This window comes from Parapedobacter indicus (assembly GCF_900113765.1).
GTDB classification, from domain to species: domain Bacteria; phylum Bacteroidota; class Bacteroidia; order Sphingobacteriales; family Sphingobacteriaceae; genus Parapedobacter; species Parapedobacter indicus.
This window is the reverse complement of the sequence record NZ_FOQO01000001.1, coordinates 533,842-550,898: the sequence shown is the minus strand read 5'-3', so window position 1 is coordinate 550,898 and position 17,057 is coordinate 533,842. Positions and strand designations below refer to the sequence as shown.

Sequence of the window (17,057 nt, the reverse complement as noted above, 5' to 3'; positions counted from 1 at the left end):
TTACCGGTTATTCAGCAAAACCCGTTCACCTCGTGCAGCAGACTCCCTCGCCGCCTGCAGGATTTCAACAACAATCAGGTTGTTTGATAACGACGACAGATCGTTTGTTCCATCGGTATCGCCATTCAATACCGCTTTCAGGTACGAGAGGTGGTCGTTAAAGTACGTCGTCACCAAGGGAACCGGTCCCTGTTTACGCGGGCTTGAATAGCGCAGCAACGTACCCGGATCTACGGCGTGAAGCGACGTGTTTTCACCATATACCTGCAAGTCTTTGATACTGTATGGCCAATCCCACGACGCTTGAATCACGCCCGTAGTTCCACCTTTGTATTCCAAGATGAGGGTTGCGTCATCGTCGACCAACGGATACCTATCCGGTTTCAGCTGCCGTGTGACGGCAGTGACTGCTACCGGGCGCTCGCCCTCCATAAGCCAGGTCATCAAATTAGCCCCATAGCAGCCGAAATCTATCAGTGCACCTCCACCGTTTTTTTCCGGATCGGTAAGCCAATTCAGGAAATCTTCACTGCAGCCGATTTCTCTTGGCCCTTGATGGCCGTCTTTTACGATTACTTTTTTTAATCTACCGATGTCTCCTCTTTCAACCCATTGCTTCAGGGTTTGATTACTGTCGTACCACGTAGTTTCATAGTTGGTAAGAACGGGAGTATGGTGGGTCGCAGCCAGTTGAGCAATCCGCCTCGCCTGTTCGTTGTTGACGGCCAACGGCTTTTCCACCATCAACGGCACCCTTAACGGCAGACAAATCTCTGCCACCTCAACATGTTCGGAAATGGCATTATAGGCTAAAACCACATCGGGATGAACGGCTTGTAGCATGTCGTCAACGGTCTTAAAAAACAACGAATCGGGCAAATCGTAATTTCTTCGGTAGCGATCTACGAGCGAGGTGTTTGTTTCGGCAATCCCTAGAATCTCCACCTCTTGTTGCCGGTAAGCGCGAAGTAATGTGTGCACATGGTCATGGCTCAATCCCGCCACAGCTACTTTTAGCCGCTCTTGTGCCTGTATGCTAGTTAAAAACAGCAGCGTGGTTATAAAAAACAACGTTGAAAAACGGAAGGTTGGCACACTCATTGTATTCATAGAAACATATTAAATGCCAAGTATAGGTAAAAATTAACAGATATTTCCTATGTTTACCGCAGTAAAGTTATCAAACATGAAAACTATAAGTAATTGTATATTAATGTCATGCTTAGGCATGTTGGCGATGTCTTATCAAGGCTGCAAGCCAAAACAAGTAGTCCTTCAGCCCTCAGCGGAGGTTGTTGAGCGGGAGGTTCCCGAAGAACGGGTTGTCGCAGAGCCTCAAAAAAAGGAACCAACCGCGGCGCCTACACAATCCACACCTGCTCCGGTGTCACCGCCAAATTACAACTTTACTAATATACAGTTTGAATTTGATTCATCGGTATTGAAAACAAATTCGTATGCCGTTCTTGACCAGATAGCCCGCGAAATGCAAAAAGACTCCGATGCCAAATTCATCATCGACGGCCATGCTTCCGTCGAAGGTACAGCGGCTTACAACATGGAATTGTCTATTGACCGGGCCAACGCCGTAAAACTTTATCTGGTTAACGCTGGCATCTACGGAAACAACTTGACCGTAAAAGGATTCGGCGCCACAAAACCCGTTGCGTCTAACGATACGGAGTCTGGAAGGGCACAAAACCGACGGGTAGAAATCAGGCATGTAGACTAAACAGCGGAAATGGCTGATTTTAAATACAACCTGCGGGGAGTATCCGCTGCCAAGGAAGACGTACACAATGCTATCAAGAACCTCGACAAAGGGTTGTTTCCCCAGGCGTTCTGCAAAATCATACCCGACATATTAACAGGCGACGAGGCGTGGTGTAACATCATGCACGCCGACGGTGCGGGTACGAAATCTTCCCTCGCTTATGTGTATTGGCGAGAAACCGGCGACCTTTCGGTATGGAGGGGTATTGCACAGGATGCTATTGTGATGAACCTCGATGACTTGTTATGTGTTGGGGCGACCGATAACATCCTGCTGTCATCCACCATCGGACGTAATAAAAACCGCATCCCCGGGGAGGTTATTGCGGAGATCATCAATGGTACCGAAGAAATATTAGCGGAACTTCGCGACTTAGGTATCGGCATTTATTCCACCGGAGGAGAAACAGCCGATGTTGGCGATCTCGTGCGTACCGTTATCGTGGATAGCACGGTTACCTGCCGCATGAAACGGGACGAGGTGATTTCCAATCACCGCATACAATCGGGCGACGTCATCGTCGGGCTGGCTTCTTTTGGACAGGCGATTTACGAACGTGAATACAACGGGGGCATGGGGTCGAACGGGCTTACTTCCGCCCGGCACGACGTGTTCCACAAGTCGGTTGCCGAAAAGTTTCCAGAGAGCTACGATCCGTCGGTACCCGACGAATTAGTGTTTGCGGGTACAAAAGGATTAACGGAAAACGTCGAAATTCCCGGACACGGGACGGTCACTGCGGGTAAACTTGTTTTGTCACCTACCCGCACCTATGGGCCGGTTATCAAGCAGGTGCTCGACAAGTACCGTCGGGATATCCACGGGATGGTACATTGCAGCGGCGGTGCACAGACCAAAGTCCTCCATTTCATCGATGCACTCCACATTGTTAAGGACAATTTGTTTGACATCCCTCCCCTGTTCAGACTGATTCAGGAAGAATCCGGCACCGACTGGCAGGAAATGTATAAGGTATTCAACATGGGGCATCGCATGGAGCTATACGTGCCGGCTGCCATTGCCGACGACATTATCCGTATTTCCGAACAATATGGCGTCGCTGCCCAGGTTATCGGCCGCGTGGAGTCTTCTGCCGTAAAACAGGTAACCGTCAAGTCTCCTTTTGGCGAATATATTTATTATTGAGCCCAAAGTTTGTAAAGCAATGGCCGCTGTCGCGCTGAAAACCATCGGTTGGAAGGAAACGGTAGATTTGCCGGATTTGGGTCTATACGGTATTTCCGCAAAAGTAGATACGGGTGCACGCACTTCGGTAGTACACTGCAGCGCTATCCAGCTGGTAAAGAAAGGTCGAAAACAATATGTCGAATTCCGGCCTTTGGATGATCGGTTCGGATCGCAGCATACCCACTTTACCTTGCCCTTCCATAGCGAACGTAGGATCCGAAATTCTTTTGGCCAGGAGGAAAACCGCTACGTGATAAACACCAAAATCCGGCTGTTCAACGAAATGCATGCCATTGAGCTTTCCCTCCGCGATCGCTCTGGTATGGAATTTCCTGTTTTGCTGGGGCGCTCGTTTATCCGCAAAAAATTCCTCGTGGATGTTTCGCGCGCAAACCTTTCAAAAAAATAAGTGTTTCTATCCATCAGGAATTTATTTTCGTACACGTGAAGATTGCAGTTTTATCAACCCTAAAGAACCTCTATTCGACACGTAGGTTGGTAGAGGCTGCGCGGATGCGCGGGCATGAATGTGTCGTCATCGACCACAGTCAGTGTTATGTGGGCATCAAGCAGGGGAAACCCAGCATGCACTACAAAGGACAGGACTTGTCCGATATTGATGCGATTATTCCGCGAATTGGTGCGTCGGTTACCTTTTATGGATCCGCCATCGTCCGCCAGTTTGAAGTGATGGGCGTTATATCGGCTAATCCCAGCCAGTCTATTACGCGATCACGTGACAAACTGCGCTGTATGCAAATCCTCTCGGGTGCTGGAATTGGTATGCCCATTACCGGGTTTGCCCGTCGGACCCGGGATGTCGACGATCTGATCAAGATGGTAGGAGGTCCGCCACTGGTCATCAAACTACTTGAAGGCACGCAGGGCATTGGCGTTGTGCTTGCCGAAACCAAAAAAGCGGCATCATCGGTTATTGAGGCTTTTTATGGTTTGGGTAACAACATCCTCATTCAGGAATACATCAAAGAGTCACGCGGCACAGATATCCGTGCATTTGTGGTGGACGGACGAGTAGTCGGTGCGATGAAACGTACTGCCAAGGAGGGTGAATTCCGTTCCAACCTGCACCGGGGGGGTAGCGCAGAGATCATTAAACTCAATAAAGCCGAACGTGAAACCGCTGTGCGTGCAGCCAAAGAGCTAGGATTGACGGTATGTGGGGTGGATATGCTGCCTTCTGACCGCGGGCCACTTGTACTCGAAGTCAATTCTTCTCCGGGCTTGGAAGGCATCGAAAAAGCCACCCAAAAAGACATTGCCAGTGAGGTCATTGCCTTTCTCGAAAAACAATACATCCTTAAGCAGCAAAACCGGAAAGACCGCAAAGCGAAGGCGGGGCAAAAATTGTGATTCAGCAAATAAACACTATATTTACCCTCCTAAACAGATCATAACCATGATAGACACCCTGCTTGCCGCAATCCATTGGAATGTTCGCCCGGAGATATTCAGTATCGGGAGCTTCGAAGTTCGGTACTACACATTGTGTTTCCTGCTGGCTTTTATCAGTAGCTATGTATTGATGCTGCACATTTTTAAGCGTGAGCATAAGCCCCAGGAATTGTTAGATCAACTGAGCATCTATATTTTTCTGGGCACATTGCTGGGTGCACGCCTCGGCCATTGCCTATTTTACGAATTTGACTATTACAAAGACCATCCGCTGGAGATGCTGTTGCCTTATACCTATGTTAATGGCGAATTCAAGCTTACCGGTTTTCATGGATTGGCCAGTCACGGTGGGGCGATCGGCATATTGGTGGGAATCTTTCTCTTTTGCCGGAAAACGAAAACAGATTTTCTTTGGATTACGGACCGATTGGTTATTGTCATTCCACTGGCAGGCGCTTTCGTGCGTACCGGGAACTTCTTCAACTCCGAAATCATTGGTTTGCCCTCGAATTTACCCTGGGCGGTAGTTTTTGAACAGGTAGACCAGATTCCACGACATCCCGCGCAGCTGTATGAGGCGTTAAGCTATGTGCTGATTTTTATCTTGCTTTGGAACATTTATCATCGCAAAACAGCATTGAAACCCGGCTTTATTTTTGGCATTTTCTTAATCTTGCTGTTCGGTGCCCGCTTTGGACTGGAATTCATCAAAGAAAATCAGGAAGCATTTGAAGAGGGGATGAAGTTCAACATGGGACAGTTACTTAGCATACCCTTTGTAGCGTTAGGGATTTTCCTGCTGTTCAGGCCCTATCCCAAGAACAATCGTCGGTCTTCATAGCAACCCCCCATCGGGGCTTAAGCGGTAGCTAAGTCCGATCTCATGGGTATTATTGTTAAGGCGGCGGTTCAATGGCTCGTTTCGCGGGTTAAACTGGTAGCTGTAGCCGAGACGGAAATTACCGAAGTTGAAGTGTACCAGGCCCGCAACCTCGCCGTAGCTCCGAACGTTCAACCCTAAGCCAAATGTCCGTTTCACAAATACCATCGCCGAGATTTCGGACTGTGGACGGAGGCTCTCTGCATACGTAACCAACAGTGAGGGACGGAACTGGAAATTGACTCCTAGATCAAACAGGGCACCCGCTGTTAGGTGATACAGGTTACGGAAGTTATACCGACCGGCATTGTCAACTCCCAGGCTGCCCAGCATTAGCCGAGGAAGCGACAAGCCCACGTAATAACGCTCCGGACGGTACAATACCACCCCGAAACCAACCAGTGCATCCGTCTCCTGTATGTCTTGCCCAAAGGCTGGGTCCTGTGGGTCCAGCTGTGAGAATCGTCCGTCTAGGTAGCTCACTCCTGCGTTCAGTGACAGCCCAATATACTCCGCTTCCGAGATACGCACGCTCTTAGCGAAGAACGCACCGGCCTCTGTCAATTTCTCCACCGCCAGGCTTTCGTGGCGAATGGTAATTCCCACTGTAGCACCGAAGTTCCTGAATCCCATGTAGCCACTCCCCCAAAATACCGTAGGAGCGCCGTCCAGCCCTACCCATTGCCTACGGCCGATCACCGATATTTCACCGCCCTGACTTATCAAGCTTGCTGCTGGGTTAATCACTGTACGCAATTGCCCGTATTGCGTATGCGTTAATGCCTGCTGTCCATGTGCAATAGCCGATACACACAGTATCGCCCCTGCCGTTATCAATAACCTTCCTTTCATCTACTGTATTTGTTTTCCTATTCCACCCTCTAATACCTTAATACAAAGTATCCTTTTTCGTACACCCATTTACCTCCGTTTTTGATTTCCACCAGATAGAAATACGTACCCGCGGGAAGTTTCATCTGCCCCGTACTGATCCCTCGAAACATCACGTTGGCATTGTCATATCCATTGGCCTCCCATAAGACCGTCCCGTTACGATTAATAATCGTTACACGATTTTCCGGATAATCGCGGATACCCTCTATGATCAACCATTCGTTGATACCATCACCGTTTGGCGACACCGCTTGGTGGACACGAACGGGAAGAGGCGCCGATGGATCGACAATACGCACCGTTACCGTAACCGGGTCCGCCGGCAGGTAATTCGAATCGCCTGTTTGTGTAGCGGTAATTTGGACGGTGCCTAGACGATGGACATTCAACACGGTCCCCGTCAACGTGGCAGCCAACGTATTATCTACATCCAAGGTAACCGGTAGCCCGCTAGTTGCGCCTACATCTAACGAAACGCTACCGATAGCGCGATTTATTTCCTTGTGGGGCACGTTGAAATTTATGACCTGGTGAGCCTTCGTAATGGCCAGTGTTCCAACATGATATCTAAACAGATAGTTGCCCGATATGCCCCCTTCGATTCCAATGGGGTACGTTCCGGGCGCACTTGCCGACGTAGCTTGGCTGCTCGCTTCGGGCTGGCGCGTTAATGACGAGACATCGTCGTTGTTTACAAAGCCGCTATACGACAATTCGAACTTGGGGTTGTCCTCGCCATAGGCACGGCTGGCGTCGGCAACAGAAACATCCAGCGCTGCCCGCGAGATGTGGAGCCGACGTGCAACGGACGCCGCCGCCCTGTATTCCATGTTACCGGGTTGGGTGGCGGTTACCCATACATCCCCTGCCCCATGGATATGCAGTTTGTTGCCGTGCTCGATGGTCGCGAGTGCTGTAGGCTTGCCTTCGGGGTCGGTGACGGTATAGACTATCGGTAATCCGCTGGTGCTCGTTGCATTCAATAACATCGGCCCTTGCCCATATGACCGTTCACCCAAGCCATCAAACTGAATATTTTGGGTTTTGTTCTCCACCACCAACATGCCCAGCGACACGGAGCGCTCACCCCCATCACCAGCAACAATCCCGTTTGCCTGGATGGTGTGCTTACCGATTTCAAGGTTATTTGGAAGCAGCAGACTCCCTTCGAAAGACCCATCCGGGCGCACATCGATATGTCCCAGCACCTGCGGATCGGAAAACACGTATACCGTAATGACCGTCCCTGGCTCGAAACCACGACCACTCACGTATACGCTTGTACCCGTCCCACGGATCATGCGAATGATGGCATCTATTTCCGAAATAGGTATTCGGTTACCGTTGACGCCTAATGTGGCCAACTTAAATTCAAAATCTCCGCTACTTAACCGCAAATATTCCGAATCCACAACTTCAAGTGTCACCGTTTCGACATCGCCATTGGTGATGACGACGGCCTCACCCCCCGGAGGATTGGGCAGTTTTCCGTCGTCGAGAACAGGTGCAGTAGGTATGATGCCCACAACGCTTTCACTGAACGGGCCAATACCTGCGTCATTTGCCGCTGCCACGCGGAAATCATAAGGACGATTGTTCTGCAAGTCGACTACCACCGCGCGGGTAACGGTAGCGGGTATCCGATTGGCCAGCGCCCAAGTCTGTCCATTGTCTGGTGAAAACTGGATGACATATTCCATTACGGGTTGCCCATTATCGGGCGGCGCTTGCCAGCTTAGGGCGACCTGCTTATCTCCGGTGGTAGCGGAAAGGTTGGTCGGTGCTTCCACGGCTCCCCATACAATACGCCCAACGGTCTCTGCGCTTGTCGTTTCTATTACGTAATGGATAGCATCCCGGCCATGCAACACAAAATCCTCAACCCGCACGCGAATATTCTCGCCAGCCTCCGCCTGCTTGTAACTTGCAGAACCGGAAACATAAACATCATCATCACCCAACACGCCGTGCAACCGATAGTTTCCGGCGGAAAGTTCGGCATGGGCGGTGCCGTCGTAAATTTTCTCGGTTTCCGGTGTTGCGCTCAACGATACAGTGAGAGGCTTTGGCCTAATTGTAAACGCCTTGTTTTTGGCATCAAAGGTGATGTCATAATTGGCTGCTTTGGCACCCGCGAGTTCAAGAAAGACGGAGTAACTTCCCACACCTTCACCGGCCTCACGAGTGATATTCGAAACAATGTCGCCGAGATTATCGGCCACAGCCAGCGCTGACCCGTCACTGAGTGCATATACATAGCCCTCGGGTTCGTCATCGCCATACACCTTACTTTGTGCTTTGACCGTTAACGTGATAGAACGTGGCTGCACTGCTATCACTTCACTGGCTGTGGCCGGTTCGTAGTTGTCCGTGTCATCCGGCGTGAAGGTGACCGTGAGCGGGTGGCCGGTACCGGCATCCGGCACCGTGCCCGCCGCAGGGGTATAGGTAAACAGCCCATCAACGTCAGCTTCCGCATTCAGTTGTGTATCGCTCAGCGCCGTGCCGTAGGTGATGGCCGTAGGATTGGCCCATGTGATGACTGGCTTGGCTTTTAAAATCACCAATTCCTGCTGTGCCGCTATTGCCGGTTCAAATGCCGTGTTTCCCGGTTGTGTAGCGGTGATGGTAACCGTTCCCGCGCCATGAATGGTTACGGTCACGCCATCATCACCAATCGATGCAACCCCGTTGTCACTACTTTCGAATTGCACCGTCAGTCCCGATGTAGCGGTCGCTGACAATACAAAAGATTCGGCACCGTATACCTTATCATCCAACACATCAAATGTGATGGTCTGGGCAGCCTTCGGCATTTCACTTAATCGGTCACTCCATTCACTTTCATTTCCCGCTTCGTCGACCGCCGCTATGCGGTAATAATATTCCGTGCCGTTATCCAAATCGGCATGTATATAGCTGTCGGCAGCGATATCGGTGATATCGATGGATTCGCTTAGGTCGTTTAGGTCCGTACCCATGTAGAGTCGATACAAGGCAAAGTCCACTTCCGTATTGACGTCCCAGCTGATTACCAGCTTTCCATCGGCGCGTTCAATAGCCAGCGATGTTGGGGTTTCAGGCGGGGTCTTGTCAAAGGTTACGATGCTTTCATCCGTCGTAGCTTCAACGGTAGAACCGGCATTACCCGCTTCATCTTCATAATCGATGGTAAACGCAATGGGCCCTTCTTCATCATCGGCGGTCATCGTGTAACTGGCTTGCCAGCTATTCGGCTCTCCATCCGATGCGCTTAGGGTAGCCAGGTTCCCCGCGATGGTAACTGTGGGCAAACCGATGGCTTCATCGGCGATAAAGGTCAACGTGATTTCGTCGTCGGGCTTAGCCAACGTGACGTCGGCCGTATTGTCGGAAGCGATGGAAACGGCGGTCAGTTCCGGCTTAACGCCATCGATTAGGGTTCCCCCTTCGACCTCACCGCATAGGGTAAGGTCGGCATCTTTTTCATTATCGGTGTATATTAATTCTCCCCCATCTAATACAATAGCAGATGCCATTTCAATGCCTTCGGTATCTTCATCCCCTTCTACTAGTTGATATTGGAATGTCAGCGTATTGGACGCCGACCCTGATTCATAATGAGCCTGCCTATCATGCCCCCCTATGATGAGCGGGATATACGGGATTCCGGTTACGGAAACTGGAGCACTGAACATCACTTCGAAGGTGAGCGTTTGTCCGATCCGATAGGTGCCGGCTGTCGGAACTACCACGCTATTTGCCGGTGGCATTTGCCGTTCGAATGCGCCCATATCGAGGCTACTACCATACAATCGCGGATTACTTGCTGCGTCCAAATCGAGCGCTAACTGGTGATCACTATTTTCGTAACCTTCGTCGCTACCTCCATCGATCGCCGGACTGCAAGCGCCTAGCCTGAGGTAATCGGCAGCGGCCCTATCTAAACTAAGGAAGTCAGCAGCCGCATCAACGTTGCCTCCACCGTCGACACCATAGCCTTCGTCCCATGCTCCCGACCCTCCACTTCCAGTCACCAGGCTATGGGAATAGTTGCGCACAACTTCTCCCGAACCGTTGTTATAAACATCGTCCGGCGTTGTTCCATCGGTTTGGTAATTTCCACTGACAATGCTGTTTTCGATTTCCGCGGCAGCACCGGCGCTCGCATGGTACACGCCCCCACCATTTGCCGCCTTATTGGCACCAAGCGTGGTATTGAGCAGTATTAAGTGACCATCATTGTAGATACCGCCACCCCATTGTGCTTGATTATCGCCCACAACTGTGTTTACCAAGGTCACGTCCGTGCTTTCCCGGTGCAAATAAAATCCACCTCCGTTTCGGTGTGCAGTGTTGCCTAAAATATGGCTATTCTCCAGGTACAGGCCCGAAGATTCGTCCGCTATATAAATCCCGCCGGCATCGCTATTCGATGTATTGTCTGCCACGGTCACCTCCACCAGTTTCAACGTTCCGCCGCTCTGATGGAAAATTCCGGCGCCACCGGCCGAACCCCCTTCTATCGGCAGCGCTGTTACTTCGTTGTTCCGGATGACGACCCGGGTTAATGGGGGATTGGAGTTTTCGCCATTGAGAATGCCGCCTCCCGAATATTCGACAATGTTGTTACTGATTTCTACGTCGGTAATTTCCGGCGAGGATGCGCCCGTGTTGTAGATTCCGCCACCCCAGGCAGCTTGGTTATCTTTGATCCATAAATTCCGGAGCGTCGGCGATGCGTTCAAATTATAAATCCCGCCACCCCGGTCCGTATCGCCTTCCTGAATGATAAAACCATCCAATACAGTCTGGCTAGTGAGGTCATGATTGCTAACAACCGGATACCCGCCCCCACTGTACCCGATGAGCGTGGTTTCATTGGCCTTCCAGTCGCGCTGGTCCAAATCTCCGCCATTGGCCGGGAAACCACCATAAACGGTTACCCCTTCTTTCAGGACAAACGTGATGTGTGGCCGATCATCGTAAACCGCATGATAATCACCGGCTGCTACCCAAACCTCATCGCCCTCCATGGACGCATCGATCATGGCCTGCAGGTTGCTGGAAGCCGTTTCCCAACTGCGTCCGTCCGCAACCGCGTCACCGCCGCTTGAAGCGGTTTTAACATACCGGATAGTCGTGGGCAACGGTGGTTGATTGCCATTATATTCGTAAGCCCCTAAATCGATCGTACTTCCTTCGTAAAACCGCGGGTTACCGGCCACATCGGTATTAATTCCAGATAGGTCCGGTTCGGCCCCTGGTGTGAAATAGGTATTGCTCCCTGCATTGATCAGCGGGCTCGTTTCCTGTAGCCTATAGTCGCCCGCTCCCAGTCTGATGAAACCAGGATCGGTATTCCCGTCGATATTGCCCCGACTATCGATGGCCGTCAAACCTTCCACAAGGCTGTAATCAACGGTCACCACATTCCCCGCGCCTCCTTGCCGGATACCATCGATTCCGTTATAGCCATCGCTGTTTCCCGATATGACGCTATTCCGTATGGTTAGGGTGGTGTTTTCGTTGTATACAGCACTATTACTGGAAATGTTCCCGGCAATCGTGACGTTTGTCAAAATCAGCGAAGCGTTGGTGTTATCCATAGCGCCGCCGTTATAGCCGTTCCCCGTTTTGTTGTTACTGATCACTACATTGGTAAGCATCATGGGACTGCCGGAGTCTATATTGCTCATTCCTGCCCCTGCATAGCTACTTTCATTATTGGTAATCGCTACATTGATCAGTCGGGGCGAGCTTCCGTCGGCATACATGCCGCCGCCCCATAGCGCCTTGTTGTTACGGATTTCAAGATTCCGGAAGGTAGGCGAGGCATCCAGATTATATATGCCACCGCCCCTGGAGGCATTTCCATCCGTGATCACAAACCCATCCAATATACCCGTTGGGTCGACATCGTAGCTACTCACAACCGGGAGTTCTTCAAAAGGATGCCTTTTAAGAACGGTCTGGTTTGCGCTCCAGTCACGTTGGTTCCATGCTCCCCCTGCGGAGGGAAAACCACCGTAAATGGCTACCCCACTTTTCATTTCGAAGCCTCTTGGTGGCATACCGGTATCCGTTTCAGGGCGGTAGGTTCCTTCGGCTACCCACACCTCGCTTCCGGGATCAGAGGCATCGACCATCGCTTGCAGCACACCGGATGCGTTGGCCCAACTAGAGCCGTCGCCCGAACCATCCGCTTTCACATAGCGAATGGTTCCCGTTGTAAACGAAATCGACCGCCACGCGCTATAATCTTCGTCACCACAGTTAGCCCTTACCCAGAAAAAGTAGGTTGTTGCCGGATCGAGGTCTTCCAATGCGACGGATGGCTGCAAGGTCACCTTGCCGACCGAGGCGCCCGGTGGTTCACTGGATGTGGAAATAAAGTAGCCGTACCCATCAGTGGGTGCATCGTCGGGTTCATCCCAGGAAACTGTCGCGGTCGTGGTCGTCCGCTCGGAAACGGCCACGCCGGCGATCGGCGGGCACGTTGGCGGTGGTCCCACGGCAAAGTCGTCAAAGGCTAGGTAATAGTCCGCTTCATCTTCCTGCGTGGCATTCACTTGGATACGTATGGCTTCCCCCGCGTAATCAGACAAGTCCAATTGCCGGTATTGCCACCCTGTGGTCCCATCGTTGGGTACGGTCGCCAGCATTTCGTAGTGTTCGCCGAAATCCGTCGATATTTTCACCTCAAATCCGCCTGTCCCCGATCCGGGCGCACTTTCGGGCGCATTATAATTAACCCGTTTAAACCGGAACGACAATTCGTCCCCCGTTTGGATAATGCCCACATCCGGTGTCGTGAACTGGGCATTTGGATCGCTCGAATATAAATTATAATAAAGCAGGTTTCCTGCACCTCCGTCAATGTCTTCGTGATTATCGATGGACCATCCATCGATTACCCAATCTGCCGGCGTAGCTGTGGATGAAAAACTTTCCAGCCAGGGCCGCGGCGTAACCGCTTTGGTCGTAAAGGATTGGATTGCGCTCCAAACGCCGACGGTTTCCGCGCCACAGACAGCCCTTACCCACCAATAATACGTTTGTCCCGGAACCAGGTCGGTTAATGCTACCGAGGGCAACGAAGTGCTTCCCGAAGGTTCGGTGGCGGCACCCGGCATTGTTTCATCGGTGGCCAAATAATAATCATATCCCGCGGGTACGACAGTGGCTTCGTCCCAAGCCAGCATTGCCCCATCCGCCGTGATATCCGATACGCTCAATCCGGTTAACGCCGCGCAGCTGGCATCCGGCCCGACGGAGAAATCGTCGAAAGCGATAAAGTAGTTGCCAACTACCCAAGTCGCGACAATGCGCACTTGGATTGTCTCGCCCACATAATCATCCAGTGGATAGGAAAACTCCTGCCAGCCGCCGGTGCCGTTATTTTCAACTGTTTCGATATCGGTGTAGGGGTTTCCGATATCGGTAGCAATGGCCACCGTAAAATTCCCCGATCCGGCTTCAGGGGGTGTACTACTATGTGTTGTCAGTTGATAACGGAAAGACAATTGGTCGCCCGATTGGATATCACCGACGTGCAACGTGGTAAATGTACGTTCGGCGACATCGAAATTATAATATATTTGTTTATAGATTGCATTTCCATCCGGCTCAGACAGGTACGAATTCGTTCCAACTTCCCATCCGGTTATCTCCCATCCTTGCGGCGCACCCTCGGTTGGAAAGCTTTCGGCCCACGGTGTACCAACCTGCGTTGGCGTGGTAAACATGGCCAATGGCCCCCATTCACCGTAGCTGTCGTCGCTGCAATATGCCCGGACCCAAAAATAATAGGTTGTGCCTTTTTCCAAATCATCAAAGTGGATCTCGGTGTCCGAAGTGCGTTCATAGCTGCCGGTATAGGCACTTGGCGGCGTATTGCTATCCACGAGGTAGTACTCGTAGTCGCTCCCCGTATCCTCCCACTCGACGATCGCCCCTGTATAACCGACGGTCGTAGCGGATACGGTGCCTATCACCGGACAGCCAGCAGGCGGGCCCACACGGAAGAGATCGAACCCTACTTGATATCCTCCTGAAACATGTTCCGCAACGATGCGTAACTTAATATTCTTTCCTTCATAACTATCCAACGCATAACTGAACATCCGCCAAGTCATTGTACTATTGAGGGTAACCGTCTCGATATCCGTATAATGCGCACCATAATCTTCGGAAATACTGACGGTAAACCGGCCCTTGGCAGGATTTCCGCCAAAAAAATCGTCCTTGGTCGCATAGCTAAAGGAGATTACATCCCTTGCTGCTACACTAATATTAGGGGTTGTGAGTGTTTTACTCCAATTACCGGCGCTGTTCGACAACGACGAATACACGATATTACCATCCGCATTCAGGATATCGCTTTCGGCATTCACCTGCCAATGGGACGTCCCCCATCCGGGCGGAGCCGAGGTCGATGCTTCGAAGTCTTCCGTCCATGGACTGGATAATTCCAATTCGGTGGCAAATGTACCGGCAATGCTCCACGCACCGTAAACCTCTTCGTCGCACACGGTGCGGACCCAAAAATAATACTGCTCGCCCGGCGATAGGTCGATTAGATTGGCTGAGTTGGATGACGCCGTTCCGGAAGGCTCGGTTACCGCCGTTGGTGGCGTAGCGCTTTTGGCGTAGTAGTATTGGTATCCGCCGTCCGGCAAACTGGCAGGCTCGTTCCATGCAATCGTGGCGCTGGTCGGTGTAATCGCTGAAGACGACAGGTTCAATGGTCGTGGGCATTGCGGCGGACCGGCATAAAAATTATCGAACCCAAAACGGTACGAGTAAATCGCGCCAATCGTCTCCACGCCGATACGAAGCTGGACCATTTGCCCTGCATAAACACCCATATCGAGCGTGAACGGCTGCCAACCGCTCGCTCCGTCGGTCGTAAAGTCTTCCTCATCCTGGAAGGATTCACCCCCATCCGTCGATACGCCGACGGTAACCTTGAATGAACCGGCTGGGGCAGCCTGGTAGGGCAAATTATAATACGCATTACGATAGATGAACGTGAATACATCCCCGTCCTCCACCGGCCCGATGGCATTCGTAGTCAGGAAATCCGACTCACCACTGGAAAAATAGTTGTTGACCACATAGCTCTCGGCATCAAGGAGTGCTTCTGTTCTGTCGACCGTCCAAGAGCCACTTTGTGACTGCCATCCCGCTGGTAATTCGTAATAATGTTCCACATCGAACGACTCCGACCAGGGTGCCGATGTGGTAAATGACGTACCCGTCCAGTTGCTGTAGTCTCCGTCCCCGCAATTGGCACGTACCCAAACGTGATAGGTTTGGCCCATTTCCAATCCGGATAAGTCGAATGTCGTATTCGCCGTACTCCCTTTGGGCGTAGTAGCCGCATGGGGGGGCGTACTGGTCGTGGCGTAATAATAGTCATATCCGACGCCGGGTGCTTCACCCGACTCCCACGAAACGGTGGCCTGCTGCCGACTGATAGCGGTGACGGCCAAGTCCGCGGGAGGCAGGCAGGTAGCCAATCGCTCGAATGTAGCGATCAGTTTCCAAGAACCTGCAACCACGCGATTATACGTTGTGTTACAATTACCACTGCCTTGATAGGTCCGCCAAGCCCGTAGCACGAAATCCACTTCGCCTGTAGCACCGTTGGCAAATGTAATGGGCCGCTCGTAGTCATAAGTCCCTTCGGAATAGCCCGATCCAAACACCATGTGTTCTTCACCCTGGTCTAACGTCGGCGAATAGAGCATGGATCGCTGTTCGCTGATATATCCGTAGTTCCGCGCCTCCATTCGATACTGCACGGTAAGGCCCGAAAGTTGGTAGCCATCGGGTATTTCAAGCGTCAACGTAGGTTCAGGTTCACAGAAATTCGTACTATTGAGGTCGGGGTCTTCATCAAACGCGGTTGGAATATGCCCACCTGTGTAAGTGATCATCGCAATGGGTGCCGGAGTAACGGTAAGCGGTCCTGTCCAATCACTATAACCGTCCACACCGCAATCCCTCCGAACATAAACATCATAAGGAATACCTTCGGTTAATCCAACCAGACTGTACGTAGTGGCTGTAAGTCCGTTGACCAGTGTACCACCGTCTTCAAGCCCAAATCCTGATATCCCCCATTTGAGTTCAAAGGCGCCGCCCACACTTTCCCACGACAAATCGGCGGAAGACGTTGTAACCGCCGTAGTCGCGAGACCCGTCGGCCGCGGACATGCCGATGGCGTCCCCACAATAACGGTATAATCTTCGACTTCCCCGTCGCCAGAAGTAATACAGGGGTTAGGGTCAGATTCCCCATACTGCAATACAACGCGCATGCGCGTGGCGCCAGACACCGCATTTTCAGGAATGGTAATATCATACGTATGTGGCCCTGAATCCCGCTCTGGCAGGTTTGTCACCACCTCGTATACCTCGCCCGGATCATCCAGCAAGCCGTTTTGGTTCCAATCGATAAACACGAAAACGTAATCGGAAGCATAAGAGTCGCCTAAAGAGACCGCAATTTGATACGTTTCACCCGGTGTCAGGTTGGCTTCCATTGCCGTGTAGTCATTATATCCATTTCCGCCACTCCTTCCTGAATGGTTATCGATCTCCTGAAAGGTTACACGGGAGATATATTCAAAATCATCATCCAGCGTAATATCACCAACGCAATACTGTCCGAACACATTCGTGTTCATCAACAGTAGCAAACAGACAAACCCAGCAATCCGCCTCATTGCACGGGCCAGCAACCAAAAACGATTCAAATGACGAGGTAGTCTTTCTCTTTTCATAACGCCCATAATGGTAGATACGGCTTGGAAACCGGCTATCAATTTCCTTATAGGCAACAAATGAAATGAAAAAATAAAACGGGTGGGGAAAAATGTCGTGAACGGGATGAATAACGGCGCGAACCTGAAAAATTTC

The 17,057-nt window shown here is 51.4% G+C and carries 8 protein-coding genes; 5 read left to right on the top strand and 3 right to left on the bottom strand.

Going from position 1 to position 17,057, the window contains the following annotated elements; genetic code table 11:
- A complete protein-coding gene (locus tag BMZ56_RS02130; protein WP_245893042.1) occupies positions 1–1,110 on the bottom strand; it encodes a Gfo/Idh/MocA family protein in 1,110 nt (369 codons plus the stop codon).
- Between the two features lie 103 nt (positions 1,111–1,213).
- Between BMZ56_RS02130 and BMZ56_RS02125 the strand changes: the two genes are divergently transcribed.
- From BMZ56_RS02125 to lgt, 5 genes are read left to right on the top strand one after another with little or no spacing between them, the layout of a single operon-like run.
- Positions 1,214–1,732, top strand: a complete 519-nt coding sequence (locus BMZ56_RS02125; protein WP_245893041.1) for an OmpA family protein — start codon at positions 1,214–1,216, stop codon at positions 1,730–1,732.
- A 9-nt stretch (positions 1,733–1,741) separates the two neighbouring features.
- Entirely contained in the window at positions 1,742–2,920 is a 1,179-nt protein-coding gene (locus BMZ56_RS02120) for an AIR synthase related protein (protein ID WP_090623538.1), read from the top strand.
- Positions 2,921–2,939: 19 nt separating this feature from the next.
- A complete protein-coding gene (locus BMZ56_RS02115; protein WP_090623534.1) occupies positions 2,940–3,371 on the top strand; it encodes an ATP-dependent zinc protease family protein in 432 nt (143 codons plus the stop codon).
- A 35-nt stretch (positions 3,372–3,406) separates the two neighbouring features.
- The gene (gene rimK, locus BMZ56_RS02110) at positions 3,407–4,333 is read left to right on the top strand and encodes a 30S ribosomal protein S6--L-glutamate ligase (protein WP_090623531.1); all 927 of its coding nucleotides are present in this window, start codon (positions 3,407–3,409) and stop codon (positions 4,331–4,333) included.
- Positions 4,334–4,379: 46 nt separating this feature from the next.
- On the top strand, positions 4,380–5,216 hold the full coding sequence (gene lgt, locus BMZ56_RS02105; RefSeq protein ID WP_090623527.1) for a prolipoprotein diacylglyceryl transferase: 837 nt from the start codon (positions 4,380–4,382) through the stop codon (positions 5,214–5,216).
- On the opposite strand, the gene BMZ56_RS02100 is transcribed toward lgt, so the two are convergent.
- Entirely contained in the window at positions 5,211–6,107 is an 897-nt protein-coding gene (locus BMZ56_RS02100; RefSeq protein WP_090623523.1) for a PorP/SprF family type IX secretion system membrane protein, read from the bottom strand. The genes lgt and BMZ56_RS02100 overlap by 6 nt on opposite strands.
- Before the next feature lie 29 nt (positions 6,108–6,136).
- Positions 6,137–16,921, bottom strand: coding sequence for a fibronectin type III domain-containing protein (locus BMZ56_RS02095; protein WP_177195003.1), 10,785 nt, complete (start codon positions 16,919–16,921; stop codon positions 6,137–6,139).
- Between the last annotated feature and the right edge of the window lie 136 nt (positions 16,922–17,057).

Coding starts and splice junctions, on each gene's coding strand:
- BMZ56_RS02130 (WP_245893042.1), bottom strand. CDS start 1,110: ATGAATACAATGAGTGTGCCAACCTTCCGTTTTTCAACGTTGTTTTTT.
- BMZ56_RS02125 (WP_245893041.1), top strand. CDS start 1,214: ATGTCATGCTTAGGCATGTTGGCGATGTCTTATCAAGGCTGCAAGCCA.
- BMZ56_RS02120 (WP_090623538.1), top strand. CDS start 1,742: ATGGCTGATTTTAAATACAACCTGCGGGGAGTATCCGCTGCCAAGGAA.
- BMZ56_RS02115 (WP_090623534.1), top strand. CDS start 2,940: ATGGCCGCTGTCGCGCTGAAAACCATCGGTTGGAAGGAAACGGTAGAT.
- lgt (WP_090623527.1), top strand. CDS start 4,380: ATGATAGACACCCTGCTTGCCGCAATCCATTGGAATGTTCGCCCGGAG.
- BMZ56_RS02100 (WP_090623523.1), bottom strand. CDS start 6,107: ATGAAAGGAAGGTTATTGATAACGGCAGGGGCGATACTGTGTGTATCG.
- BMZ56_RS02095 (WP_177195003.1), bottom strand. CDS start 16,921: ATGAAAAGAGAAAGACTACCTCGTCATTTGAATCGTTTTTGGTTGCTG.